Raw genomic sequence first — 24,090 nt, forward strand, 5'->3', positions numbered from 1 at the left:
GAACGCCCCGCGCGGCGCTCAGAAGCCGCCACCCCCGAAGTCACCGCCGCCGCTGCCACCGCCAAAGTCTCCGCCGCCTCCGTCACCGAAGCCGCCGCCGAAGTCCGACGAGTCGAAGTCCGCTCCGGAGTAGTCGCCGCCGTCGTACCCGGCGTCGCCGCCGAAGTCGCCGTACCCGGAGCCGTAGTCGGCGGCGTACGCGGGGCTCGACATCATCGAGCCGAGCACCGTGCCGACGAGCAGGCCGGGCAGGATGCCGCCGCCGAAGTAGCCGCCGGCCCACGGGCCGTACATCGGGCCCGCGTCGTAGTACGGGCGGCGCTCACCCGCGCCGGTGTCGACCGTGCGCACCATCGGCTCGACCCCGTCCCGCAGCCGGGTCGCGTCCGCCGCGCACACCGGGACCTCGCGGGGCGCCCCGCCGGCCGGTGTCCACCGGGCGTCCTCGACCGAGGGGCCGTGGCGCGGGTCGAAGAAGCACGGCGCCCGGCGTTCCGGCAGCGGGCGGCCCTCGCGGCGGGCGGCCAGCAGGGCGAGGGAGAAACGGCCGTCCTCCAGCGCCTGCGTGACACCCCGGACGTCCTCGGGGCGCTGAGCAGCGGCCATGTACTGCTTGGCCTTCTCGTACGCGTCGAGCGCCCGCTCGTAATCCGCGCGCATCGCGTCGTCGGCGCCCGCCTCCGCCGGATGGAAGTCGAGCCGGTCGAGCTCTTCGCCGAACGCGGTGATGTCCTCGTCGACCACGACCCGCAGCTTGTCGAGGGCCTGGCGCTGTTCCTCCTCGCGGCGGCGCCGGTTGCGGCGGGTCAGGGCGTACACGCCCGCGCCACCGGCCACGACGACCACGCCGACGCCGATCAGCGCACCGGCGTGCGACCCCCCGCCGGCCTTGTCGCCGCCGCCCCAGGACGACGGAGCCGAGCCCTTGGCCGTACGGACCGCCGTGTCGACGAAGTCGTCGAGCTGCCGCTTCACCGGCTCGCCGCGGACACTCGTCGTCAGGTTGTGAACGGCGTCGTTCGACATGACCTGGTGATCGGCGCGCGCGTCGAAGGCGTCACCGAGCCGCACCCCGTACACGCCGACGACCCCCGTCTTCGTACGGAGGTCGTTGAACAGGTCCTGTTTCGGGAAGTCGGCGGGCAGCACCGCCACCATCACCGGCTTGTCCGCATCCTTGATCTTTTTCTTGAGCGCGTCGACATCCGTCGAGGTCAGGCCCCCGGCGGCGGCCGGATCGACATAGACCGGGCTCTTTTCGAGGGCGTCCGCCACGGTGGAGACGTCCGTCGCGGCGGAGGCGGCGGGCGCGACGGTGAGCGTCGCGCCGAGGGCGAGCAGCGGAGCGGCGAGGGCCGCGAGGAGGGGCCTCATACCTCGACGCTAACCCAGCCGGGGTGTGAATGACGGATCGGGGCGTTCGCGACGTGAAGTCTTGACGCGGGCATGGAACGCCCTTTAACTCACGTCTTGAAATAAGCCATGAGAGTTGACTGTTGGGATACAGGAGGCATCGTGCGCACCCCCACAAAACCCCCCACCCGCGCTGCACGCCTGACCAGACTGCTATTGGCCGGAGCCCTGACCACCGCGGGCCTCGCCGGCGCGGGCGCCACCACGGCGCACGCCGCGGGCGAACAGGTCTCCGTCTATCTCACCACCACCGACGACAGCGGCGGCCGCCATGTCACGCGGGGGCTGCAGCAGCAGACCCCGGTCTCGTTCCAGTCGGGCACCGGCGGCAGCGGCACCGCGATCACCGTCGACGAGAACACCAAGTACCAGACGTTCACCGGCGGCGGCGCCTCCTTCACCGACACCGCCGCCTGGCTGATGAACAGCAGCGGCGCCCTGTCGGGGGCCACCCGCGACGCGACGATGAAGAAGCTGTTCTCGCCGACCGAGGGCATCGGGCTCTCCTTCATCCGCAACCCCATGGGCGGCTCCGACCTCGCCCGCTCCGGGTACACGTACGACGACGTACCGGCCGGGCAGAGCGATCCGTCGCTGGCCAAGTTCTCCCTCGCGCACGACCAGGCCGACGTGCTGCCCCTGACCAAGCAGGCCAAGCAGCTCAACCCCGCCGCCACCGTGATGGCCTCGCCGTGGACCGCGCCCGCCTGGATGAAGGACAGCGGGCAGCTCAACGGCGGCTGGCTGAAGGCCGAGGACTACGGGGCCTACGCGAGCTACTTCGTGAAGTACATCCAGGCGTACCAGGCGGCCGGTGTCCCCATCGACTACGTCACCGCGCAGAACGAGCCGACGTGCTGCTCCGGGTACCCGTCGATGAGCTGGAACGGCTCCGGGCTCGCGTACTTCACCAAGAGCGAGCTGCTGCCGAAGCTGGCGGGCGCGGGCGTGAAGACCAAGGTCCTCGCGCACGACTGGAACTGGGACACCTACGACGCGTACGCGGCGCCGACCGTCGACGACGCGGCCGTGCGCTCCCACCCGAACTTCGGCGGTATCGCCTGGCACGGCTACGGCGGTGACGTCGCCAAACAGACCGAGATCCACAACAAGTACCCGCAGCTGGGCGCCTTCCAGACCGAGCACTCCGGCGGCACCTGGATCGCGAACCAGCAGCGCGAGGACATGACGAACATCATCGACTACACCCGTAACTGGGCGAAGTCGGTGACCAAGTGGTCGCTGGCCGTGGACCAGAACAGGGGCCCGCACAACGGCGGTTGCGGCACGTGCGACGGGCTCATCACCGTCCACAACGGGGACGGCCGCTCCGGGCAGGTCGACTACAACATCGAGTACTACACGATGGGGCACCTGACGAAGTTCGTGCGGCCGGGTGCGTCGCGGATCGCCTCGACCGCGTCGACCACCGTGCCGAACGTCGCGTGGCGCAACCCGGACGGTTCGAAGGCGCTGATCGCCTACAACGACGCGTCGAGCGCGAAGAACGTCACCGTCAACTGGGGCGGGCAGCACGCCACTTACTCCCTGCCGGGCAAGACGTCGGCGACCTTCACGTGGAGCGGGGGGCAGGCTTAGATCCGGCCCCTCCGGCGATCGAGGAGCGGGGTCCGGGGCAGAGCCCCGAGCCCCGCCCCCGAGCTTGAGCTACTCGACCGGCTCGACCCCGGCGCGGAGCAAGCCGTACGTGTACGCGTCCTCCAAGGCGTCCCACGACGCCGCGATCACGTTCTCGGCGACGCCCACCGTGGCCCACTCTCCGGCGCCGTCGGCCGTGGAGATCAGGACGCGGGTCGTGGAGGACGTGCCGTGCTTGCCCTCCAGGATGCGGACCTTGTAGTCGACCAGCTCCATCTTGGCGAGCTGGGGGTAGATGCGCTCCAGGCCGACGCGCAGGGCGCGGTCGAGGGCGTTGACCGGGCCGTTGCCCTCCGCCGTGGCGACGATGCGCTCGCCCTTGGCCCACAGTTTCACGGTCGCCTCGTTGGCGTGCGTGCCGTCGGGGCGGTCCTCGACGATGGCCCGCCAGGACTCGACGCGGAAGTAGCGGCGGGCCCTGCCCTCGGCCTCCTCGCGCAGGAGGAGTTCGAAGGAGGCGTCGGCGGCCTCGTACGTGTACCCCTTGAGTTCGCGCTCCTTGACGCGCTCGACGACGCGGCCGACCAGCTCGCGGTCGCCGGAGATGTCGACACCGAGCTCCTTGCCCTTGAGCTCGATGGAGGCGCGGCCCGCCATGTCGGAGACCAGCATCCGGATGCGGTTGCCGACGAGGTCGGGGTCGATGTGCTGGTACAGGTCCGGGTCGACCTTGATCGCGGAGGCGTGCAGGCCCGCCTTGTGGGCGAACGCGGAGACGCCCACGTAGGGCTGGTGCGTGGACGGGGTGAGGTTCACGACCTCCGCGATGGCGTGCGAGATACGCGTCATCTCGCTCAGCGAGCCGTCGGGGAGGACCTTCTTGCCGTACTTGAGCTCCAGGGCCGCGACGACCGGGAAGAGGTTGGAGTTGCCGACGCGCTCGCCGTAGCCGTTGGCCGTGCACTGCACGTGGGTGGCGCCCGCGTCGACAGCGGCAAGGGTGTTGGCGACGGCGCAGCCCGTGTCGTCCTGGGCATGGATGCCGAGCCGGGCGCCGGTGTCGTCGAGCACGGTGTGCACGATCGCCTGGACCTGCGCGGGCAGCATGCCGCCGTTGGTGTCGCAGAGCACGACGACCGAGGCGCCCGCCTCGTGCGCGGCCCGTACGACCGCCTTCGCGTACCCGGGGTTGGCGCGGTAGCCGTCGAAGAAGTGCTCGCAGTCGACGAAGACCCGGCGGCCCTGGGCGACGAGGTGGGAGACGGTGTCGCGGACCATCTCCAGGTTCTCGTCGAGGGTCGTGCGAAGGGCCAGTTCGACATGCCGGTCATGGGACTTGGCGACCAGGCAGATCACCGGGGCGCCGGAGTCGAGGAGGGCCTTGACCTGCGGATCCTGCGCCGCCTCTGCGCCGGCGCGGCGCGTCGCGCCGAACGCCACGAGCTGCGCGTGCTGGAAGTCGATCTCCTCCTGCGCGCGGGCGAAGAACTCGGTGTCGCGGGGGTTGGCGCCGGGCCAGCCGCCCTCGATGAAGCCCACGCCGAAGTCGTCCAGGTGCCGTGCGATGGTCAGCTTGTCCGCGACGGTGAGGTTGATGCCCTCACGCTGTGCGCCGTCGCGCAGCGTCGTGTCGAAGACGTGGAAGGAATCGTCGGTTTCGCTGGTGCGTTCGCCGGTGCTGCTGCTCATGCTGATCTGGCTCCTGTATGGGATCTCGGTCTACCGGAATGACCGGCTCCACCGTCCATCAATGATCCCGCGCGCTCTCCGCCTGGCATGGGGTGGGCCAGAAACGAGAAAAACCTCTCGCGGGTGCGAGAGGTCTGCGCGCGGGTCGAGGACGACGGTGTCCGCCCGTACGTGGTCGTACGTGGCGGTCACTGCGGACCGGCGCGCCTGCTGCCAATAATCATTGCCAACGAGAGCACGACCGCAGTCTGCCACAGCCCGGGCGGCCCCGGACTGTGGTCTCACGATGCGAACAGGCGTCCTTAAGTCGCCGGCTCCGGCTGCACTGCGGGGTCCGTCGGCTTCACTCGATTGAGGTCGATGTCGCGGGTCTCGCGCATGCTCAGGTAGACGATCAGCGACACGGCCGCGCATCCGGCGACGTACCAGTAGAAGCCCGACTCCATGCCGCCGTCCTTGAACCACAGGGCGACGTACTCGGCGGTGCCGCCGAACAGGGCGTTGGCGATGGCGTACGGCAGGGCGACGCCGAGGGCGCGGATACCGGTCGGGAAGAGCTCCGCCTTCACGCAGGCGTTGATGGAGGTGTAGCCGGTGACGATGACGAGCGCCAGCAGCGACAGACCGAGCGCCGGCCAGAACGAGCCCGCGTGCTGCAGCAGCGTCATGATCGGCACGGTCAGGAAGGTCGAGCCGACGGCGAACGTGATCAGGAGCGGACGGCGGCCGATGCGGTCCGAGAGCGCGCCCGCGAGCGGCTGCAGACAGGCGAAGACGATGAGCGCGCAGAACGAGACGAGGGTCGCCGTCTGCTTGCTGAGGCCCGCCGAGTTGGACAGGTACTTGGTGAGGTAGGTCGTGTACGTGTAGTACGCCACGGTGCCGCCCATGGTGAGCGCGATGACGAGGAACGCCTCGCGCCGGTGCGCCCACAGGGCCTTCATGCTGCCCTTGTCGTCACCGGCCACGGTGCCGGCGTCGGCGGACTCCTCGTAGACCTCGGTCTCCAGCATGTTGCGGCGCAGGTAGAAGATGATCGCCGCGCCGAGCGCGCCGACGATGAACGGGATGCGCCAGCCCCAGCCGTGCAGGGCGTCGTCGGACAGGGTGCGCTGCAGGATGATCAGGAGCCCGAGGCCGACGATCTGGCCCGCTGTCATGGACACGTACTGGAAGCTGGAGGCGAAGCCGCGCCGCTTCGGGTCGGACGCCTCGGTGAGGTAGGTGGCGCTGGCCGCGTACTCGCCGCCGACCGAAAGCCCTTGCAGGAGGCGGGCGATGAGGAGCACGACGGCGCCGCCGTACCCCGCGACGCCGTAGGTCGGCGCGACCGCGATGAGGACCGCGGACGCCGACATCAGCGTCACGGTGAGGGTCAGCGCCGCCTTGCGGCCCTTGCGGTCACCGACCCGGCCGAGCAGCCAGCCGCCGACCGGGCGCATGAAGAAGCCGACGGCGAAGATGCCCGCGGTGTTCATCAGCTGCGCGGTCGGGTTGCCGTCGGGGAAGAAGGCCCCGGCGAAGTACGTCGCGAAGCTCGCGTACACGAACCAGTCGAACCACTCGACCATGTTCCCGGCCGATCCGACCAGGACTTTCTTCCATTGCTCTCGTCCCATGGGGGGCCACGATGGAGGACCGCCGGGCCGCGTGACAAGGGTGCGCCGCGCAACGATCGCGCGTACTTGCGTTCATTGAGTTCACGACCGGTTACGGACGGCTCACGGTCGGCGGTCTCACGGACGGCGGGCGAGCTCCGCGAACGTGGCCAGCCAGTGGTCCGTGCTGAAGTCGCCGCTGTCGACGGCCGGGAGGCCCGCCGCGAGATGGGCGTCGACGGCCTCGGTGAGGCGGGTCCGTACCGGCCCGTCCGGCAGCGCGCCCGCGATCGCGCGCAGGGCGGCGGCACGGGAGAGCGCGAGGCCGAGGAGGTGGCCGATCCACGGGTCGGCGTGGTCGGAGACGACCGGCACGTCGAGCAGGGCGCAGGGCTCGCCGGTGCGCAGCGCGGGCAGGAACCGGTCGAGCCACGCCGCGAACTCCTCCGCGCCCAGGACCCGGCGCATCGCGTCGGCCTCGCTGAGCGCGGGCGACAGGAAGTCCTGGCCCGAGGGCTCCCAGTGGGCGGGCGCGTCGTGGTCGTCGGCGAACCAGCCGCGCAGGCGGGTGCGGACGCTCTCCAGGGTGGCGGCCGTGAGACCGGCCGCCGCGCCGGTGTCCAGGATCAGGCCGAGCGCGAAAGCGCTGTTGGTGTGGATGCCGTGGCGCACGGGATACGTGGCCTTCGGCAGCCAGTCCGTGAGGAGCCGCTCCACGGCGTCCACGGCGGGCGCGAACGCGGCGCCCCACCGGGTGTCCTTGCACTCGGCGGCGAGCGCGATCAGCCAGGCCCAGCCGTAGGGCCGCTCGAAGCCCGGCCTGTCCAGGAGGTAGGCGGCCTCGGTGGCGAGGTGGGCGGGGGTGAGGTGCCGGTCGAGCACGTCGGTGTACGTGGCTGTGGTGTCGGCGGACAGCTGCGGCAGGGTCCGTACGAGCAGCCAGTGCATGTGCACGGACGAGTGCCAGTCGTAGGCGCCGTAGAAGGCCGGGTGCAGGGTGCTGGGGCGGGTGTTCTCGGTGGCGGCTGTCACCAGGTGGGCGGGGAAGTTGGGGAACTCGCGGGTCACGTTGGCGGTGGCCAGCTGAGCGGTTTCCTCCGGGGTGAGCATGGGGTGGCCTCTCTGGGTCGGTTTGCGGGGATGCGTCTGCCGGGGGCGGGTTCGTTGCCGGGTGCGCGTTCGTCGTGGCTGGTCGCGCAGTTCCCCGCGCCCCTAGGAGGACCTTCGACCGCGGCCCCGGTGGGGGCTGAGCGCGCAGTTCCCCGCGCCCCTAGGAGGTCCTTCGACCGCGGCCCCGGTGGGGGCTGAGCGCGCAGTTCCCCGCGCCCCTAGGGCGTGCGGCTTCGCCGCTGCTCCATGGGGCGCGTGATGCGCGCCCGATGAAATGGCGCACGCAGTGCGCATTTCAGGGGCGCGGGGAACTGCGCGAGAAGTCCCCACCGGGGCACGGTCGGCGAACAACCTGCGACCCGCCCAGACCCCACGGCGCTAGTGAGTCGCGCCCTCGGTCACGCGGATGTCCGTCGTGGTTTCGGCGGCAACGGCGAGCAGGGCGCGGATACCGGTCGCCACCAGCTCCGCGGGCAGCGCGGCGGCGTTACCGTCCGGGACCTGGGACGGGGCCCAGGGGACGTGGACGAAACCGCCCCGGACGCCGGGGAGTTCGGTCGCCAGCAGATGACCCAGGCCGTACGCGACGTGGTTGCAGACGAACGTGCCGGCCGTGTTGGAGAGCGCCGTCGGAACCCCGGCACCCCGCATCGCGGCCACGCACGCCTTCACCGGCAGGGAAGAGAAGTACGCGGCGGGCCCGCCGGGCACCACGGGCTCGTCGATCGGCTGGGCACCCGCGTTGTCGGGGATGCGCGCGTCGTCGACGTTGATCGCCACCCGTTCGACGGTGACGCCGGTGCGGCCGCCCGCCTGGCCGAGGCAGACCACGAGTTCGGGCCGCACCCGCTCGACCGCGGAGCGCAACGCGGTCAGGGACTCCCCGAAGACGCAGGGAAGCTGCACCGCGGTGACGGCGAGACCGTCCGGCGGCGCGGCGGCGACGAGCTCCGCCGCCTGCCACGACGGGTTGACGGACTCCCCGCCGAACGGTTCGAAGCCGGTGAGCAGGACCCGGGTCATCGACATGCCTCCTGAACTGGACTACTGGCTAGACCGCGAAGACGGCCATGATCACAATGTTGCAGACGAGCAGCGCGATACCCGTCGGCAACTGCGCCTTGATCGGCCCGTACTGATCCTTCAGTTCGAGCAGCGACGCCGGGACGATGTTGAAGTTGGCGGCCATCGGCGTGCAGAGCGTGCCGGCGAAGCCGGCGAGCATGCCGATGGCGAGCACCCCCGCCTCGTTGCCGTGCATCTGCTGGATGAGTACGGGCCAGCCGATCGCCGCGGTCATCACGGGGAACGCGGCGAACGCGTTGCCCATGATCACGGTGAACAGGAACATGCCGACGCAGTACGCGACCACGGCGAAGTACTTGGAGTTGTCGGGCAGGACGTCGTTCACGATCTTGCCGACCTGGGTGCCGACCCCGGCGACCGCGAAGATCGAGCCGAGCACCGACAGGAGCTGGGGAAGCAGCAGGGCCGAGCCCATCGCCTCCAGCATCGAGCGGCCGGAGTGGATCGGGACCGAGACCTTGCGCTCGCCCGTCACCAGCATGCCGACGACCAGCGCCACTATGCAGCCGAGGCCGAGCCCGATCAGCGTGGCCTTGCCGGTCTCGAAGAGGCCCGACTCGTCGAGGAAGGACGCGCAGATGATGGCGACGATCGGGATGGTGACGGCCGGGATGAAGAGCTTGTTCCCGAGCCGGGCCGCCGAGGCCTCGCGCTGCTCCTGCGTCGTGGTGACCGGCACGCCCTTGCCGATGAAGTTGAACCCGGCGAGGACGATCAGCGCGAGGACGGCGACGCCGAGCGGTTCGGCGGGCAGGGTCCAGCTCGCGCCGCCCTCGACGACACCGGTGCCGTAGGGGAAGGTCAGTCCGAGCAGTCCCCAGAAGGCCGCGGACGTCCAGCGCTTGGGGTTGCTGACGTCCCGCGCCATCTGGACGGCCATGATGACGAAGACGAGACCGATGAGCCAGTAGAGCCATTCGACCTTGATCACTTGGCGGACTCCTCACGGGACTGTCCCGGCGTCTGCGGCGGCAGGGGGAGGTCGTTCTCGGCGGCGGCGAGCGCCATCTCGCGCTCCAGCTGCTTGTCGAGCAGCAGCAGCCGGGCGCCGTGGATGACGAAGGCGCAGACGGCCAACGGGATGGCCCACAGGGCGAGTTGGGTCGGTTCGAGCTCCTGGTGGTAGGTGGAGTTCACGAAGCCGGTGATCAGCAGGATCGAGCCGATCGCGATGAAGCAGTCCTCGCCGAAGAAGACGCCGACGGTGTCGGCGGAGGCCGAGTACGAGCGGACCTTCTCGCGCATCTTGTCGGGGAGCTTCCCCCCGATGGTGCGTTCGGCGGCGGCCTCGGCCATCGGCGCGACGAGCGGGCGCACGGTCTGCGCCGGGCCGCCCAGGTTGTTGAGCCCGAAGGCGGCCGTGACCTGGCGGACCAGCAGGTAGACGGTGAGGAAGCGGCCGGCGCTGAGCTTGCCGAGCTTCCCGATGAGGGTGCGGGCCTGCTCGCGCAGGCCGTACCGCTCCAGGAGGCCGATCACCGGGAGCACGATGGCGAACACGGTGACCGACCGGCTGTCGGCGAACGCGTGGCCGAAGGCGGCGAGGATCTCCTGCGGGTTCATCTTGCCGAGGAGTCCGGTGGCGATACCGGCCACGCCGACCACCAGGACGGGATTGCGGCGCGTGACGAATCCGAGGATCACCACGAGCACGCCGAGAAGCACGATCATGCGGCCGCCTTCTTCAGGACGAGGGCACGGGGAAGGCATGAAAACGGAGACTCCGCTTCCATGGGGGATGCACGGGACCTTAGGTGATCGTTGAACGATCGAACAAGAGGTTGTGGCGCATCACCCATCAAAACCACCTCTTGTCGGATTGTTGAACGATCGCTTACGTTGAGCAGGTGATCCAGGACGAAATCCCAGGCGTGATCGACCTCAACGCCGACCTCGGCGAAGGCTTCGGCCGCTGGACCCTCACCGACGACGAGGCCCTGCTCTCTGTCGTGACCAGCGCCAACGTCGCCTGCGGCTTCCACGCCGGCGACCCCTCCGTGATGCGCCGGGTCTGCGACCTGGCCGCCGAGCGGGGGGTGCGGATCGGGGCGCAGGTCTCCTACCGGGACCTCGCCGGATTCGGGCGCCGCGCCATGGACGTACCGCCGGACGAGCTGGCGGCCGAGGTGGCCTACCAGATCGGGGCGCTGCGGGTCTTCGCCCAGGCGGCCGGAGCCGAGGTGACGTACGTGAAGCCGCACGGCGCGCTCTACAACCGGACGGTGCGCGACGACGCGCAGGCGCACGCCGTGGTGGCCGGGGTCCGCCTCGCGGGCGGCGACCTGCCGGTGCTCGGCCTGCCCGGGTCGCGGCTGCTCGCCGCCGCCGAGGAGGCGGGCCTGCACCCCGTACGGGAGGCGTTCGCCGACCGCGCGTACACCGCGGAGGGCACGCTGGTGCCGCGCCGCGAGCCGGGCGCGGTCGTCGAGGACGCGGACACGGTGGTGCGCCGGGCCGTCGGCTTCGCCGTGGACGGCGGCGTCGAGGCGATCGACGGCACGCCGGTCGCGGTCGCGGCCCGTTCGCTGTGCGTGCACGGCGACACCCCGGGCGCGGCCCGGATCGCGGCGCGGGTGCGCGCGGCCCTGGCCGAGGCCGGGGTCACGGTGGGTGCGTTCGCGTGACCGCAGACCTCGCGAACCTCGCAGACCTCGTGGTCCGGCCCGCCGGGCGGCACGCGCTCCTGGTGGAACTGCCGGACGCCGAGCGCACCGGCGCCCTCCACGCGGAGCTGCTGCGACGCCGGGCCGCGGGCACCCTGCCACCGGTCACCGAGATCGTGCCCGGCGCGTGCACGGTACTGCTCGACGGCGTCCCCGATCCGGCCGCGCTGACCCGGCAGCTCACCACCTGGGACATCCCCGCGACGCCCCCGGCCGACGGTGACGTGGTGACGATCCCGGTCGTGTACGACGGCCCGGACCTGGCCGACGTCGCCGCACGGTGGGGTGTCCCCGAGGACGAGGTGGCGGCGCGCCATGCCTCGTACACCTACCGGGTCGCGTTCTGCGGCTTCGCCCCCGGCTTCGGTTACCTGACGGGCCTCCCGCCGGAACTGCACGTCCCGCGCAGGGACACCCCGCGCACCCGGGTCCCGGCGGGCGCGGTGGCCCTGGCGGGCCCGTACTCGGCGGTCTACCCGAGGGCGACCCCGGGCGGCTGGCAAATAATCGGCACGATGCCGGATCCGTCCCGGTTGTGGGACCCGTCGCGAGAGCAGGCTGCCCTCCTGTCCCCTGGATCCCGGGTGCGATTCGCCCCTTCAGGAGCGCGGGACCGTATCGATCAGCGGCTCCGCCGCGGGGCGCGACCCGCCACCGACGACGATCAGTCGGCGACCCACGCACCACGCCACGGCGAGCAGCCGGAGCCGAACGAGCGATGACGACAAAACTGACGGTCACCCGGCCCGGAGCCCTGACCACGATCCAGGACGCGGGACGCACCGGCCACGCCCACCTCGGCGTACCGCGATCCGGCGCCCTGGACGCCCCCGCGATGCACCTGGCCAACAGACTGGCCGGCAACCCGGAGGACACCGCCGTACTGGAGACGACCCTCACGGGCTGCGCCCTGCGCCCGGACGCGGACGTCACCCTGGTGATCGGCGGAGCCCCGTGCCGGGTCACCGTGAACGGAATCCCCGCCCCCTGGGGCACGCCGGTCCGCGTCCCGGCCGGCGCCACACTCGACGCGGGCCCGGCCACGGCAGGCATCCGCTCCTACGTGGCCGTCGCCGGAGGCATCGACGTCCCACCCGTGCTAGGCAGCCGCTCCACCGACCTCCTCTCGGGGCTCGGCCCGGCCCCGCTCGCGCAGGGCGACCTGCTCCCCGTCGGCGGGGCCGCCCACGCCACTCCCCCGGCGCTCCCCGCGGCGGCGCCCTGGCCCGCGCCCCCCGCGGAGCTGGTGCTGCCGGCCCGCTTCGGCCCCCGCTCCGACTGGTTCACCGAGGCGGCGCTGCGGACCTTCCTGACCGCGACGTACACCGTCTCGGTGCACAGCAACCGCATCGGCCTGCGCACCGAAGGCCCACCCCTGGAAAGGGAGTCGGCGGGTGAACTGCCCAGCGAGGGCATGGTGCTCGGCGCGGTCCAGGTGCCGCCGGACGGCCGCCCGGTGGTCTTCCTGCACGACCATCCGACGACCGGCGGCTACCCGGTGATCGCCGTGGTGCCCGAACCGGCCCTGGCCGCCGCGGCTCAGGCGGTGCCCGGTACCCCGGTGCGCTTCGCGCCCTGCTGAGACAGCCCTTTTCAGGCGACGGGGTCGGCCAGCCCGTCGTCGAGGAACTCCCTTACGTGCGCAAGCACTTGGCCCCGCTCCGCTCCCGGAAGGCCGATCGCCACGTGGATGGAGAACCCGTCGAGGAGCGCCCTCAGGCGTGCCGCGTAACGGTCCGGGTCCACCTCGCTGAACTCGCCGCGCGCGATCCCCTCGGCGAGCAGCGCCACGAGGTCGTGGTGCCAGGCGCCCTCGATGGCGGACTGCCGGGCGCGGGCGGAGATGCCGGCGGCGGCGCTCTGCGAGCGGTTCCACACCTCCATCCAGAGCGTCCAGTGCGGGTCGCGGGGCCCGCCGGGCACGTACAGGTCCACGTAGGCGTCGAGTCGCTCCCGTGCACCGCCCGATCCGGCCAGCAACTGCGCTCGCTCGTCCCCGAGTCGGCCCTCGCTCCACTCCAGCGTCCGCAGCAGCAGCTCGTCCTTGGACCCGAAGTGGTAGGCGAGGTGCCCGCTGCTCATGCCGACCTCGCGGCCGAGCGCGGCCATGGTGAGCCGTTCGAGACCGTTCTCGGCGATCATCGCCATGGTCGCGGCGAGCACGGTGTCCAGGGGCGGGGCGGGGGTGCGAACGCGTCGACGGGTCACGTCAGAACCCTGCCACGGGCTGCTGCTGCGTGATGCAGTGGATGCCGCCGCCGCCCGCGAAGATCGCCCGGGCGTCGACGAGGGTGACCTCCCTGGACGGGAAGAGGCGGCGGAAGAGCGCCGCGGCCTCCTCGTCGCGCGGGTCGTCGAAGCCGCACAGGACGACGCCGTCGTTGCAGAGGTAGTGGTTGATGTAGGAGTAGTCGACCCAGCCGTCGTCGTCCGCGAGCACGGCCGGTGCGGGGATCTCGACGATCTCCAGGGGGCGCCCCCGCGCGTCGGTCCGCCCGGTGAGCAGGCCGATGATCTCGCGGCTCACCTCGAAGTCCGGGTGCGCCGGATCGCGCTGGGAGTGCACCATCACCACGCCGGGCGCGGCGAACGCGGCGACGATGTCGACGTGCCCGCGGGTGCCGAACTCGCCGTAGTCGCCGGTCAGCCCGCGCGGCAGCCAGATCGCCTTCGAGGTGCCGATCCGGGCATGGATCTCGGCCTCGACCCGCTCCTTGGTCCAGCCCGGGTTGCGGTCCGGGTCGAGCTGCACCGTCTCGGTGAGCAGGACCGTGCCCGCGCCGTCCACGTGGATCGCGCCGCCCTCGTTGACCAGCGGCGAGGAGTGCGCGGGCACGCCCGTGAGGTCGGCGACGTGCCGGGCGATCCTGGAGTCCTGCTCCCAGCGGGCCCATTCCTGGGCGCCCCAGCCGTTGAACGTCCAGTCCACGGCGGCGAGTTCACCGCTCGTCCGGTCCTTGACGAAGGTCGGGCCGATGTCGCGCATCCACGCGTCGTCGAGATCGCGCTCCACCAACTCGACGCCGTCGGCGAGGAGTTCGCGGGCCGTGTCGAGCTGACCCGTGCCCACCACCATCGTCAGCGGCTCGTACCGGCGGACGGCGCGGGCGACCGCGGCCCAGGCGGCGCGTGCCTCGGCCAGCTCCCCCTCGTCGGCGAAGGTCGGGTTGGGGCCGGGCCAGGCCATCCAGGTGCGCTCGTGCGGCGCCCATTCGGGCGGCATCAGATAGATCATGAGGTCCTCAGAGGAAGTAGAGACGGTTGAGGGAGACGGACTCGGCCGGCTCGGAGCCGAGCGGTTCGCCGTCGAGGGTGACGAGGCCGGTGCGCTGGTCCACATCCACCGCTCCGGTGAGGGAGTTGAGGCGCAGGTCCGCCGGGCCGATGCCGCGGGTGCCGCGCACGGCGACGCGGCGTCGGCGCGTGGGCATCCCGTCGTTGCCCTGGTCGACCGCGGCCTGCGCGACGAACGCGACGGACAGCTCGGCGGCCGTGGCACCGTATGCGCCGAACTGGGGCCCGAGTACGAGCGGTTCGCAGGTGTCGGTGGCCGCGTTCGGATCGCCGACGACGCCGTACGCGGGGAAGCCGGACTTGAGGACGAGCTGCGGCTTCGCACCGAAGAACTCGGGGCGCCAGAGCACGATGTCGGCCATCTTGCCGGGCTCGATCGAGCCGATCTCGTGCGAGAGGCCGTGCGCGATGGCGGGGTTGATGGTCAGCTTGGCCATGTAGCGCAGGACGCGCTCGTTGTCGTGGCCGACGCCTGACAGATCCGGCTCGTCCAGCTCGGCCTTCATCTTCCCGGCCATCGCGAAGGTACGGCGGACGGTCTCGCCCGCCCGCCCCATGCCCTGCGCGTCGGACGAGGTGATGCCGATGGCGCCCAGGTCGTGCAGCACGTCCTCGGCGCCCATCGTCCCGGCGCGGATCCGGTCCCGGGCCATGGCGGCGTCGCCGGGCAGGTCCGTCTTCAGATCATGGACGGAGACGATCATGCCGTAGTGCTCGGCGACGGCGTCCCGGCCGAAGGGCAGGGTGGGGTTGGTTGAGGACCCGATGACGTTCGGGACTCCGGCCATTTTCAGCACGTTCGGTACGTGACCGCCGCCGCAGCCCTCGATGTGGAAGGCGTGGATGGTCCGCCCCTCCAACACCTTCAACGTGTCCTCCACCGACAGGCATTCGTTCAACCCGTCGCTGTGCAGGGCGACTTGGACGTCATGCTCCTCGGCCACGCGCAGCGCGGTATCGAGCGCGCGGGTGTGTGCGCCCATGTCCTCGTGCACCTTGAACCCGCAGGCGCCGCCCTCGGCGAGCGCTTCCTCCAGAGGCGCCCGGTGCGAGGACGAACCCCGGCCCAGGAAGCCGATGTTGACGGGCCAGGCGTCGAAGGCGGAGAAGGCGTGCTTGAGCGCCCAGGGCGAGTTCACGCCGACGCCCCAGACGGGGCCGAACTCCTGCCCGATGATCGTGGTGACACCGGAGGCGAGGGAGGCCTCCATGATGCGCGGGGACAGCAGGTGGACGTGGGTGTCGACGGCTCCGGCGGTGGCGATGAGCCCTTCGCCGGAGACGATGGACGTGCCCGTGCCGACGACGACGTCGACGCCGTCGAGGGTGTCCGGGTTCCCTGCGCGGCCGATCGCGTGGATGCGCCCTTCGCGGATGCCGATGGACACCTTGCGGATGCCGAGCGCGGCGTCGATGACGACGACGTTGCTGATGACGACGTCGCAGGTGTCACGGACCGCGGCCGCCTTCAGGTGCAGCCCGTCGCGCGCGGTCTTCCCGAACCCGGCGAGGAATTCGTCGCCGTACGCCTGGGAGTCGGACTCCACCCGGATCGTCAGCCCGGAGTCGCCGAGCCGGAGCCGGTCGCCGGCGCGCGGGCCGTGCGTGCTCGCGTACTCATGCGGGGTGAGGCGGCGGGCCTCCGCGGGGTGCCCTCCGGGGCGGCTCATCGGTCCGCCTCCTCGTCGAGAACGTCACGAATGCCCAGGTAGCCGCAGGCCGCGGCGCGGCGCAGCGCCTCTTCACGGGCGCCGGGTGCGTCCAGCGGCCCGTCCACGAGACCGGCGAAGCCGATGGCGACCCGGGCACCGCCGATCGGGACGAGCCCGACCTCGGCGCTCTCCCCTGGGCCGAACCGCACGGACGACCCGGCGGGCACGGCGAGCCGCATCCCGTACGCCCGTGCCCGTACGAAGTCGAGGCGCGGGTTGGCCTCGAAGAAGTGGAAGTGCGAGGTCACGGAGATGGGGACGGTCGCGGTGTTGGTGACGGTGAGCGTCGAGCGCGGAGCCACGTCGGCGTGATCGGGGCCGGGGAGCAGCGCGCCCGGGGCCCGGTCGCCGAGACCCTGTTCCCCGGCCCCGATCGGGTCGCTCACCACCGCGAGCCGCGAACCGTCGTCGAAGACGGCCTCCACGTGCACCTCGGTGACGACATCGGCGACGCCGGGCAGCACCTCGTCGGGGCCGAGCACGGAGCGCGCCGCCTCGATCGCCTCCGCGAGCCGCCGCCCGTCCCGGGCCGCCTCGCAGACCGTGTCCGCTATCAGCGCGGTCGCCTCGGGCACGTTGAGCCGGAGCCCGCGCGCTTTCCGGGCCCTCGCCAGTTCGGCCGCGCCGAACAGCAGCAGCCGGTCGCGCTCGGTCGGGGTCAGTCGCACGCTGTCACACCCCTTCATGGTTTGAACGGCATTCTAAAAGGTTTGAACGCCACTCTAACCGCTTCCCGGCGGCTACCGTGACCCCGTGAACAGCCCCGACTCGAACAGCACCCCGGCGGCCCAGCCCCCGCGCAGCCGCCGCGAGCGACCCGCGAAACCCGCCCTGAGCAGGGACGGCATCGTCGCCGCCGCCGTGCGCGTCCTGCGCGCCGAGGGCCTCGGCAAGGTGACCATGCGCCGCCTCGCGGGCGAGCTCGACACCGGACCCGCCTCGCTGTACGTGTACGTCCGCAACACCGACGAACTGCACGCGGCAGTGCTCGACGCGCTGCTCGCCGAGGTGGACCTGACGCCCGCGCGGGACGCGTCGGGCGACTGGCGGGACCGGCTGACCGCGCTGCTCACCTCGTATCTCGACATGCTGTTCCGCCACCCGTCACTGGCCCGCTCCGCGCTGACCGTGCGCCCGGCGGGTGAGCACTACCTGGACCTGGTGGAGGCCCTGCTGTCGCTGCTCCTGGCGGGCGGCGTCTCCGACGCGCGGGCCGCCTGGGGCATCGACCTGCTCCTGATGTACGCGACGGCCACCGCGGCCGAGCACGCGGGCCGCGCGGAGGACCACATGGACCCCACGGCCGCCGCGATCGCCGCCGCCTCCCCCGCCCGGCATCCGGAGCTCGCCCGGCTCTCCACGACGCTCGTCGCGGGGGCGCCGTCGTCGCGCCTCGACTGGGGGTTCGCCGCTCTGATCGCGGGCATCGCGGCAGCGCCCGAACCGCAGGTCACGGACGCCTGACAAGCACCCTTCGGCACATTCTGGGGTCTCCACACCGCTAGACGAACTTGTTCGTTACGAACATGTTCGTTACGGTGAAAGGGCAGCTACGAACCAAGGAGGCCACCATGAATGCCATGACCACCCCCACCCCCCAGGACACCCCCACCACCCCATCGCCGTCATCGGTGCCGGGCTCGGCGGCCTCACGCTCGCCCGCGTCCTGCACGTCAACGGCATCGCCTGCACCCTGTTCGACCTGGACGCCTCGGCCGGCGCACGCGCCCAGGGCGGCATGCTCGACCTGCACGAGGAGACGGCCCAGGCCGCCCTGCGCGCGGCGCACCTGTACGAGGAATTCCGCGCGATCGTCCTCTCCGGCGGCGAGGAGAGCCGGATGATCGACCCGGACGGCACGCTGCGCCGGCACGACACGGACGACGGCGAGGGCGGCCGCCCCGAGGTCAACCGCGCCGACCTGCGCCGCATCCTGCTGGAGTCGCTGCCCGACGGCACGATCCGCTGGGGCGCGAAGGTCACGGGGGCCGAGCCCACGGACGTCCCCGGACGCCATCTGGTGACCCTCGCCGACGGCAGCAGGTTCACCACCGACCTGCTGATCGGCGCCGACGGCGCCTGGTCCAAGGTGCGCCCGCTGCTCACCGACGCCCGGCCCGCATACACCGGCATCTCGTTCGTCGAGGCCGATGTGCTGCCCGGCGCGGAGCGGTTCGAGGAGCTCGCCGCGTTCATCGGCGGCGGCAGCAGCTTCACCCTCGGCGACGGCAAGGGCCTGCTGACGCACCGCGAGGGCGACGGCCGCATCCATACCTACGTAGCGGTGAAGGCACCCGAGGAGTGGCTCGGCACGATCGACTTCGCCGACACGGAGGCCGCGCGCGCCGCCGTGCTCGCTCTCTTCGACGGCTGGGACGACCGGCTGCGCGCCCTGATCGCGGACGCCGCGGGCGCGCTGGTGCCGCGCCTGATCCACGCACTGCCGATCGGCACGGAGTGGAGCCGGATGCCGGGCGTCACCCTGCTCGGCGACGCGGCGCACCTGATGTCGCCGTTCGCCGGCGAGGGCGCCAATCTCGCCATGTTCGACGGCGCCGAGCTGGCCCGCGCGATCGTCGGCCACCCCGGCGACGCGGAGGCCGCGCTCACCTCGTACGAGAAGGAACTCTTCCCGCGCGGCGCGGAGACGGCGGCCGACTCCGCGGGCAACCTCACCCTGATGTTCGGCCCGGACGCGCAGCAGAAGCTGCACGACATGTTCGCGGGATTCGACGCCGCGCAGGCCTGACATCAGGGTGAGGCCGGCCGCAGAACCGGCTCACGAGAGCTCAGCCCAGCTGGTGCATCCAGCCGTGCGGGTCCTTCGCCGTGCCGCGCTGGATGTCCAGGAGCGCGTTGCGCAGCTTCATCGTGACCTCGCCCGCCTTGCCGCCCGACTGCTGCCACTCGGAACCGGCGCGCTTGACCGTGCCGACCGGGGTGATGACGGCGGCCGTGCCACAGGCGAAGACCTCGGTGAGTTCACCCGAGGCGGAGTCGGCCTGCCACTGCTCGATGGAGACGCGGGACTCCTCGGACTTGTAGCCGAGGTCCTCGGCGACCGAGAGCAGCGAGTCGCGGGTGACGCCCGCGAGCAGCGAGCCGGTGAGCGTCGGCGTGACGATCCGGTCCCCGTACACGAAGTACAGGTTCATGCCGCCCAGTTCCTCGACCCACTTGTGCTCGACGGCGTCGAGGTAGGCGACCTGGTCGCAGCCCTTGGCGGCGGCCTCGGCCTGCGCGAGCAGCGAGGCCGCGTAGTTGCCGCCGGTCTTGGCGTCGCCGACGCCGCCCGGGACGGCGCGCACGCGGTCCTCGGAGAGCCAGATGGAGACGGGCTGCACACCGCCCGGGAAGTAAGCGCCGGCCGGCGAGGCGATGACGATGAAGAGGTACTCGCTCGCGGGCTTCACGCCGAGACCCACCTCGGTCGCGATCATGAACGGCCGCAGGTAGAGCGACTCCTCGCCGCCGTGTGCGGGCACCCACTCCTTGTCCTGCTGGACGAGCAGGTCACAGGCCTCGACGAAGGTCTCGACCGGCAGCTCGGGCATGCCCAGGCGCCAGGCCGAGTGCTGGAAGCGCTTGGCGTTCATGTCGGGGCGGAACGTGGCGACGGTGCCGTCGGGCTGGCGGTAGGCCTTGAGGCCCTCGAAGATCTCCTGCGCGTAGTGCAGGACGTTCGTCGCCGGGTCGAGGGAGAGCGGACCGTAGGGCGTGAGCTGCCCGTCGTGCCAGCCGCGGCCCTCGGTCCACCGGACCGTCACCATGTGATCGGTGAAGTGGCGGCCGAACCCCGGGTTGGTCAGGATCGCCTCGCGCTCCTTGGCGGACAGCGGGGTGTTCGAGGGCTTGAGCTCGATCGTGGGCGTCGTCATGGTTGCGTGTCCTTCACCGTTGGTTGTGACGGACCGCGTTCACGCCTGCACTCCTTGTACTAGGACGTCCGAGCTTCTACGTACATCGCGGCCCACGTTCGATTATCGCGCGTGGGGAGGTGTGCTCGAAACGGGCCTGGTGGGTGCGGTGGTGCGTGGTGCGGCCCAGGGTTGATGGTGACACCCGGGGCCGCACAGAAGAAGCCGCCGGGTGCGTGATGCGACCCGGCGACTTCTGCTGTAACAGGGTGAGCGCCGGGTCAGCCGGCTACTCGGCCGGCGAGCGCGTCGCCGATCTCTTCGGTCGAGCGGACGGCAGCGCCGCGCTCGCCGAGGTCGGCGGAGACGGCCGTCTCGATGCGGGCGGCCTCGGTCTCGTAGCCGAGGTGACGCAGGAGCAGCGCGACGGACAGGACGGTGGCCGTGGGGTCGGCCTTGCCCTGGCCCGCGATGTCCGGGGCCGAGCCGTGCACGGGCTCGAACATCGAGGGGAACTCGCGGCTCGGGTTGATGTTCCCGGAGGCCGCGACGCCGATGCCGCCGGAGACGGCAGCGGCGAGGTCGGTGATGATGTCGCCGAAGAGGTTGTCGGTGACGATCACGTCGAAGCGGGCCGGGTCGGTGACGAGGAAGATCGTCGCCGCGTCGACGTGGATGTAGTCGGTGGTGACCTCGGGGAACTCCTGCGCCACCCTGTTGAAGACGTTCGTCCACAGGTGGCCCGCGAAGGTCAGCACGTTGTTCTTGTGGACCAGCGTGAGCTTCTTGCGGGGGCGGGCCTGGGCACGGGCGAAGGCGTCCCGGACCACGCGCTCGACACCGAAGGCGGTGTTGACGGAGACCTCGGTGGCGACCTCGTGCTCGGTGCCCTTGCGGATCGTGCCGCCGTTGCCCGTGTACGGGCCCTCGGTGCCCTCGCGGACGACGACGAAGTCGATCGCGGGCTGACCGGCGAGCGGCGTCGCGACACCCGGGAGCAGCTTGCTGGGCCGCAGGTTCACGTGGTGGTCGAAGGCGAAGCGGAGCTTGAGCAGGAAGCCGCGCTCCAGGACACCGGAGGGGACCGACGGGTCGCCGATGGCGCCGAGCAGGATGGCGTCGTGCTTCTTGAGGGCGTCGAGGTCGGCGTCGGTGAGCGTCTCACCGGTCGCGTGGTACCGCTTGGCGCCGAAGTCGAACTCCTCGGTCTCCAGCTTCACATCCTGCGGAAGCACGGCGGAGAGGACCTTCAGACCCTGGGCCACGACCTCCTGGCCGATACCGTCACCGGGGATCACTGCGAGATTGATGCTGCGAGACATGTCCCGCACCGTACTCCGTGTCCCATGGGATGACACGCCATGTCCAGAATGCGGACCTCGGTCCGTCGGGCGGCGCCATCCCGACAGCGTGCGTTCACCCCTACGTAGAGCGGGCGTTGGGGTGCGGAGGGAACTTCATCGACATGGACCTCCCTGACTTCGGCATCCCACCGCGGCTCGCGCGCCGGATGAGCATGGCCGAGCAGTACGAGTACGTGCGCACCAGGCTGACGCGGCGGCGCGCCCTGGTGACGGCGGGCGCGGTGGCGGGCGGCCTGCTCACCGGTTGTTCGTCCGGCGGGTCGCCGGAACGGGCGGGAGCCGCCGCGACATCCGGGGCGCCGGGCTCCGCCGTCCCGCCCTTCGGCCGCCATCTCGCCTTCGGGGCCGACCCGCGGACGCAGCTGCGGATCTCCTGGCAGACGCCGGTCGCGGTGCAGAACCCGTACGTCCGCGTCGGCACGGAACCGGGCGACCTCGGCCGGAAGATCGAGGCCGAGGTCCGCGGCCTGCACACTCCGGGGGCCGACGGGGTGCGTCTCGCGCTCGACCAGTTCTATGTGCACGCGGCCCTGGACGGGCTGCGCCCCGGCACGACGTACTACTACGGCGTCGGCCACGACGGCTTCGACCCGGCGTCCGCCGAGCACCGCCCGACCGTCTCCGCTTTCCGTACGGCGCCCGCGCACCCCGCCGCGTTCACCTTCACCGCCTTCGGCGACCAGGGCGTCGGCAGCGCGGCGGCGGCGAGCGACCACCTCGTGCTGCGCCAGGACCCCGCGTTCCATCTGCACGCCGGCGACCTCTGCTACGCCGACGGCACCGGGCACGGCAAGACGTCGGACGGCTACGACCCCGCGTTCTGGGACCTGTTCCTCAAGCAGAACGAGCAGGTCGCGCGGACCGTGCCCTGGATGGTGACCACCGGCAACCACGACATGGAGGTCTGGTACTCCCCCGACGGCTACGGCGGCCAACTGGCCCGCTGGTCGCTGCCGGACAGCGGGTTCGACGCACGCTCGACACCGGGTGCGTACTCCTTCGTCTACGGCAACGTCGGCGTCGTGGCGCTGGACTCGAACGACATCTCGTACGAGATCCCCGCCAACCTCGGCCACAGCGACGGCCGGCAGACGGCATGGCTCGACAAGACCCTCGGCGCGCTACGGGCCTCCCGTACCGTCGACTTCGTCGTCGTCTTCTTCCACCACTGCGCGTACTCCACGTCCACGCACGCCTCGGACGGCGGGGTGCGGGCCGCGTGGCTGCCGCTGTTCGCCCGTCACCAGGTCGATCTGGTGATCAACGGGCACAACCACGTCTACGAGCGGACCGACGCCGTCAAGGACGGCGCGGTGGGCCGGGCCGTGCCGGTCGGCGGCACGACGGACCCCACGCGTGACGGCATCGTGTACGTCACGGCGGGCGGCGGCGGCCGCGACCTGTACGGCTTCCGTCCCGGCAGCAAGGAGAGCTACGAGGGACACGAGCACCACCACGAGTCCGTCGACAGCCTCGTGTGGAAGAGGGGACAGCGGTCCAGGACCGAGACCGTCGAGTGGTCACGGGTGCGCTACCGCGGATTCTCCCTGCTCAAGGTGGACGCGGAGAGTGGCGCGCACCCGCGCCTGAAGGTGTCGGCCCTGGCCCAGGACGGGCGGCGCGTCGACCACTTCGAGATACGGCGGGGGTCCTGACCGCAAGAAGGCTCTAGTGGCCGGTCTCGCCGCCGTTGTCCCTGCGGTCCAGTGCGCGCTGGAGGGCGGCGGCGGCGATCTTGGCGGTCTGCCGGTCGGCTTCGCTCGAAGGGGAGACGTGACGGACGCGGCGGCGGGCGGGCGTAGCAGTGGCCATGACGGATCGACTCCTTGAGATTATGGGGATTTCTCAGGGCCGGAAGGGGCGGAGAGCGGGGAGCGGCAGGGGTTGCCTGCGAGGTGCTCCGGCTCGCGTCCGCCATTCGCCAGGTAAGCGATACGTTCGGCTTCTACAAAGCTAGGACGGATCGCTGCTTCTGTCTCCACAATTACTCGGACTTCCTACTATCTGAGACGGCTTCACGCCTTCAGCCCTCTGAGCGCGCGGATCAGGCCACGCAGAGGGGCTGTTTCGGCCAGTGGGCGACAGGCCGCTCAGAGAAGGTCGCCGTCCCGCCAGTCGAAGAGCAGCTCGCGCTCCGGGTCGAGGGCGCGGGCGGCCAGCGCGGGGAAGAGGAACGGCGGGTCCTCGTCGGCGGGCAGCCGGACGACCCCGCCCGGACCGTACGCCGCGAACGGGCCGCTCCACCGGGCCCAGCCGCGCGCCAGGTACATCGGCGCCCCGTCGGACGACGCCGAGAGCGCCCCCACGTCGTACGCGCCCAGGATCACCCGTTCCAGCGCGCCCATCACCCGCCCGCCGAGCCCGGCGCGCCGCACGTCGGCGCGTACGGCGACGGCTTCCACGTAACCGACGCGCAAGGTCTCCCCGTCGTGCACGGCGCGCCGCTGGGCGACGGACCCGTGAGCGAGGAGCACGCCGGAGTCGTCGTGCACGAGGGCGTGCACGCCGCCGAGGCCGTGCGCCCAGTCGGCGTCGGAGAAGTCACCGTCGAAGGCTTCGTCCAACAGGGCTCGGGCTGCGGCGAGTTCGGCGGCGGCGAGGTCGGCGGTGTGGGCAGTACGCAGCATGGTCACCGGGACACGGTACTCAAGGCGAGGGCCGATCGTGAGGGATCCCGTGGTCCACGAAGGACGCACGAAGGGGTT

General features: G+C 71.4%; 22 protein-coding genes and 1 pseudogene. 7 read left to right on the top strand and 16 right to left on the bottom strand.

The window, feature by feature from the left end; all coding sequences use genetic code 11:
• Positions 1-18 precede the first annotated feature (18 nt).
• Positions 19-1,374: a hypothetical protein gene (locus tag ACIREE_RS22600; protein WP_404154878.1), complete on the bottom strand. Its 1,356-nt coding sequence runs from the start codon at positions 1,372-1,374 to the stop codon at positions 19-21.
• A gap of 108 nt (positions 1,375-1,482) precedes the next feature.
• On the opposite strand from ACIREE_RS22600, the pseudogene ACIREE_RS22605 reads away from it, so the two are divergent.
• Positions 1,483-3,009: pseudogene (locus tag ACIREE_RS22605) on the top strand (glycoside hydrolase family 30 beta sandwich domain-containing protein); the annotation flags it as partial.
• Between the two features lie 72 nt (positions 3,010-3,081).
• Here the strand turns inward: ACIREE_RS22605 and cimA are convergent.
• From cimA to ACIREE_RS22635, 6 genes are all read right to left on the bottom strand, one after another.
• Positions 3,082-4,701, bottom strand: a complete 1,620-nt coding sequence (gene cimA, locus ACIREE_RS22610) for a citramalate synthase (RefSeq protein WP_404154879.1) — start codon at positions 4,699-4,701, stop codon at positions 3,082-3,084.
• A 302-nt stretch (positions 4,702-5,003) separates the two neighbouring features.
• Positions 5,004-6,320, bottom strand: a complete 1,317-nt coding sequence (locus ACIREE_RS22615; protein WP_404154882.1) for an MFS transporter — start codon at positions 6,318-6,320, stop codon at positions 5,004-5,006.
• A gap of 117 nt (positions 6,321-6,437) precedes the next feature.
• Complete coding sequence (locus ACIREE_RS22620) at positions 6,438-7,409, bottom strand: DUF2891 family protein (protein WP_404154885.1); 972 nt, start codon at positions 7,407-7,409, stop codon at positions 6,438-6,440.
• Between the two features lie 378 nt (positions 7,410-7,787).
• On the bottom strand, positions 7,788-8,432 hold the full coding sequence (gene pcp / locus ACIREE_RS22625) for a pyroglutamyl-peptidase I (RefSeq protein ID WP_404155161.1): 645 nt from the start codon (positions 8,430-8,432) through the stop codon (positions 7,788-7,790).
• A 28-nt stretch (positions 8,433-8,460) separates the two neighbouring features.
• Positions 8,461-9,426 (bottom strand): DUF979 domain-containing protein, encoded by a 966-nt coding sequence (locus tag ACIREE_RS22630; RefSeq protein ID WP_404154887.1) that lies wholly within the window; start codon positions 9,424-9,426, stop codon positions 8,461-8,463.
• Positions 9,423-10,166 carry a DUF969 domain-containing protein gene (locus ACIREE_RS22635; protein WP_404154889.1) on the bottom strand — a complete coding sequence of 248 codons (744 nt, stop codon included), beginning with the start codon at positions 10,164-10,166 and terminating at the stop codon, positions 9,423-9,425. The genes ACIREE_RS22630 and ACIREE_RS22635 overlap by 4 nt, the downstream gene beginning before the upstream one ends.
• Before the next feature lie 200 nt (positions 10,167-10,366).
• Here ACIREE_RS22635 and ACIREE_RS22640 point away from each other — a divergent pair, with 200 nt between their 5' ends.
• The 3 genes from ACIREE_RS22640 to ACIREE_RS22650 are packed head-to-tail and all read left to right on the top strand — an operon-like array spanning position 10,367 to position 12,740.
• Positions 10,367-11,119: a LamB/YcsF family protein gene (locus ACIREE_RS22640; RefSeq protein ID WP_404155164.1), complete on the top strand. Its 753-nt coding sequence runs from the start codon at positions 10,367-10,369 to the stop codon at positions 11,117-11,119.
• Positions 11,116-11,880 carry an allophanate hydrolase subunit 1 gene (locus ACIREE_RS22645; RefSeq protein WP_404154892.1) on the top strand — a complete coding sequence of 255 codons (765 nt, stop codon included), beginning with the start codon at positions 11,116-11,118 and terminating at the stop codon, positions 11,878-11,880. Before ACIREE_RS22640 ends, ACIREE_RS22645 begins: the two co-directional genes overlap by 4 nt.
• Positions 11,877-12,740: a biotin-dependent carboxyltransferase family protein gene (locus ACIREE_RS22650; protein ID WP_404154895.1), complete on the top strand. Its 864-nt coding sequence runs from the start codon at positions 11,877-11,879 to the stop codon at positions 12,738-12,740. Before ACIREE_RS22645 ends, ACIREE_RS22650 begins: the two co-directional genes overlap by 4 nt.
• An 11-nt stretch (positions 12,741-12,751) precedes the next feature.
• Here ACIREE_RS22650 and ACIREE_RS22655 read toward each other — a convergent pair whose 3' ends face one another.
• From ACIREE_RS22655 to ureA, 4 genes are all read right to left on the bottom strand, one after another.
• Positions 12,752-13,306 carry a TetR/AcrR family transcriptional regulator gene (locus tag ACIREE_RS22655; protein ID WP_404155167.1) on the bottom strand — a complete coding sequence of 185 codons (555 nt, stop codon included), beginning with the start codon at positions 13,304-13,306 and terminating at the stop codon, positions 12,752-12,754.
• Positions 13,307-13,367: 61 nt separating this feature from the next.
• Complete coding sequence (locus ACIREE_RS22660) at positions 13,368-14,393, bottom strand: agmatine/peptidylarginine deiminase (RefSeq protein ID WP_404154898.1); 1,026 nt, start codon at positions 14,391-14,393, stop codon at positions 13,368-13,370.
• Positions 14,394-14,400: 7 nt separating this feature from the next.
• Positions 14,401-16,122, bottom strand: a complete 1,722-nt coding sequence (locus ACIREE_RS22665) for an urease subunit alpha (protein ID WP_404154901.1) — start codon at positions 16,120-16,122, stop codon at positions 14,401-14,403.
• Positions 16,119-16,832: an urease subunit gamma gene (gene ureA / locus ACIREE_RS22670; protein WP_404154904.1), complete on the bottom strand. Its 714-nt coding sequence runs from the start codon at positions 16,830-16,832 to the stop codon at positions 16,119-16,121. Before ureA ends, ACIREE_RS22665 begins: the two co-directional genes overlap by 4 nt.
• 85 nt (positions 16,833-16,917) lie before the next feature.
• Between ureA and ACIREE_RS22675 the strand changes: the two genes are divergently transcribed.
• On the top strand, positions 16,918-17,628 hold the full coding sequence (locus ACIREE_RS22675; RefSeq protein ID WP_404154907.1) for a TetR/AcrR family transcriptional regulator: 711 nt from the start codon (positions 16,918-16,920) through the stop codon (positions 17,626-17,628).
• A gap of 37 nt (positions 17,629-17,665) precedes the next feature.
• Here the strand turns inward: ACIREE_RS22675 and ACIREE_RS22680 are convergent, their stop codons facing one another.
• On the bottom strand, positions 17,666-17,917 hold the full coding sequence (locus ACIREE_RS22680) for a hypothetical protein (protein ID WP_404154910.1): 252 nt from the start codon (positions 17,915-17,917) through the stop codon (positions 17,666-17,668).
• Here ACIREE_RS22680 and ACIREE_RS22685 point away from each other — a divergent pair.
• Positions 17,831-18,913 carry an FAD-dependent oxidoreductase gene (locus ACIREE_RS22685; RefSeq protein ID WP_404155170.1) on the top strand — a complete coding sequence of 361 codons (1,083 nt, stop codon included), beginning with the start codon at positions 17,831-17,833 and terminating at the stop codon, positions 18,911-18,913. The genes ACIREE_RS22680 and ACIREE_RS22685 overlap by 87 nt on opposite strands.
• Before the next feature lie 40 nt (positions 18,914-18,953).
• Here the strand turns inward: ACIREE_RS22685 and ACIREE_RS22690 are convergent, their stop codons facing one another.
• Positions 18,954-20,042, bottom strand: a complete 1,089-nt coding sequence (locus tag ACIREE_RS22690; RefSeq protein ID WP_404154912.1) for a branched-chain amino acid aminotransferase — start codon at positions 20,040-20,042, stop codon at positions 18,954-18,956.
• Between the two features lie 260 nt (positions 20,043-20,302).
• Positions 20,303-21,343 (bottom strand): 3-isopropylmalate dehydrogenase, encoded by a 1,041-nt coding sequence (locus ACIREE_RS22695; protein ID WP_404154914.1) that lies wholly within the window; start codon positions 21,341-21,343, stop codon positions 20,303-20,305.
• 143 nt (positions 21,344-21,486) lie between these two features.
• On the opposite strand from ACIREE_RS22695, the gene ACIREE_RS22700 reads away from it, so the two are divergent.
• Positions 21,487-23,040 (top strand): purple acid phosphatase family protein, encoded by a 1,554-nt coding sequence (locus ACIREE_RS22700; RefSeq protein ID WP_404154917.1) that lies wholly within the window; start codon positions 21,487-21,489, stop codon positions 23,038-23,040.
• 13 nt (positions 23,041-23,053) lie between these two features.
• Here the strand turns inward: ACIREE_RS22700 and ACIREE_RS22705 are convergent, their stop codons facing one another.
• Both ACIREE_RS22705 and ACIREE_RS22710 read right to left on the bottom strand, forming a co-directional pair.
• Positions 23,054-23,197, bottom strand: a complete 144-nt coding sequence (locus ACIREE_RS22705; RefSeq protein WP_361065280.1) for a hypothetical protein — start codon at positions 23,195-23,197, stop codon at positions 23,054-23,056.
• A 278-nt stretch (positions 23,198-23,475) separates the two neighbouring features.
• Complete coding sequence (locus ACIREE_RS22710) at positions 23,476-24,012, bottom strand: GNAT family N-acetyltransferase (RefSeq protein WP_404155173.1); 537 nt, start codon at positions 24,010-24,012, stop codon at positions 23,476-23,478.
• Positions 24,013-24,090 lie beyond the last annotated feature (78 nt).

Source organism: Streptomyces sp. NPDC102467, from assembly GCF_044765445.1.
Lineage (GTDB): Bacteria > Actinomycetota > Actinomycetes > Streptomycetales > Streptomycetaceae > Streptomyces.

Bases quoted from the DNA above. Each gene is read 5' to 3' on its own strand.
- ACIREE_RS22655 (WP_404155167.1), bottom strand. From the start codon at position 13,306: ATGGCGATGATCGCCGAGAACGGTCTCGAACGGCTCACCATGGCCGCG.
- ACIREE_RS22700 (WP_404154917.1), top strand. From the start codon at position 21,487: ATGGACCTCCCTGACTTCGGCATCCCACCGCGGCTCGCGCGCCGGATG.
- ACIREE_RS22710 (WP_404155173.1), bottom strand. From the start codon at position 24,012: ATGCTGCGTACTGCCCACACCGCCGACCTCGCCGCCGCCGAACTCGCC.
- ACIREE_RS22660 (WP_404154898.1), bottom strand. From the start codon at position 14,393: ATGATCTATCTGATGCCGCCCGAATGGGCGCCGCACGAGCGCACCTGG.
- ACIREE_RS22635 (WP_404154889.1), bottom strand. From the start codon at position 10,166: ATGATCGTGCTTCTCGGCGTGCTCGTGGTGATCCTCGGATTCGTCACG.
- ACIREE_RS22620 (WP_404154885.1), bottom strand. From the start codon at position 7,409: ATGCTCACCCCGGAGGAAACCGCTCAGCTGGCCACCGCCAACGTGACC.
- ACIREE_RS22705 (WP_361065280.1), bottom strand. From the start codon at position 23,197: ATGGCCACTGCTACGCCCGCCCGCCGCCGCGTCCGTCACGTCTCCCCT.
- ACIREE_RS22690 (WP_404154912.1), bottom strand. From the start codon at position 20,042: ATGACGACGCCCACGATCGAGCTCAAGCCCTCGAACACCCCGCTGTCC.
- ACIREE_RS22650 (WP_404154895.1), top strand. From the start codon at position 11,877: ATGACGACAAAACTGACGGTCACCCGGCCCGGAGCCCTGACCACGATC.
- pcp (WP_404155161.1), bottom strand. From the start codon at position 8,432: ATGACCCGGGTCCTGCTCACCGGCTTCGAACCGTTCGGCGGGGAGTCC.
- cimA (WP_404154879.1), bottom strand. From the start codon at position 4,701: ATGAGCAGCAGCACCGGCGAACGCACCAGCGAAACCGACGATTCCTTC.
- ACIREE_RS22665 (WP_404154901.1), bottom strand. From the start codon at position 16,122: ATGAGCCGCCCCGGAGGGCACCCCGCGGAGGCCCGCCGCCTCACCCCG.
- ACIREE_RS22615 (WP_404154882.1), bottom strand. From the start codon at position 6,320: ATGGGACGAGAGCAATGGAAGAAAGTCCTGGTCGGATCGGCCGGGAAC.
- ACIREE_RS22695 (WP_404154914.1), bottom strand. From the start codon at position 21,343: ATGTCTCGCAGCATCAATCTCGCAGTGATCCCCGGTGACGGTATCGGC.
- ACIREE_RS22600 (WP_404154878.1), bottom strand. From the start codon at position 1,374: ATGAGGCCCCTCCTCGCGGCCCTCGCCGCTCCGCTGCTCGCCCTCGGC.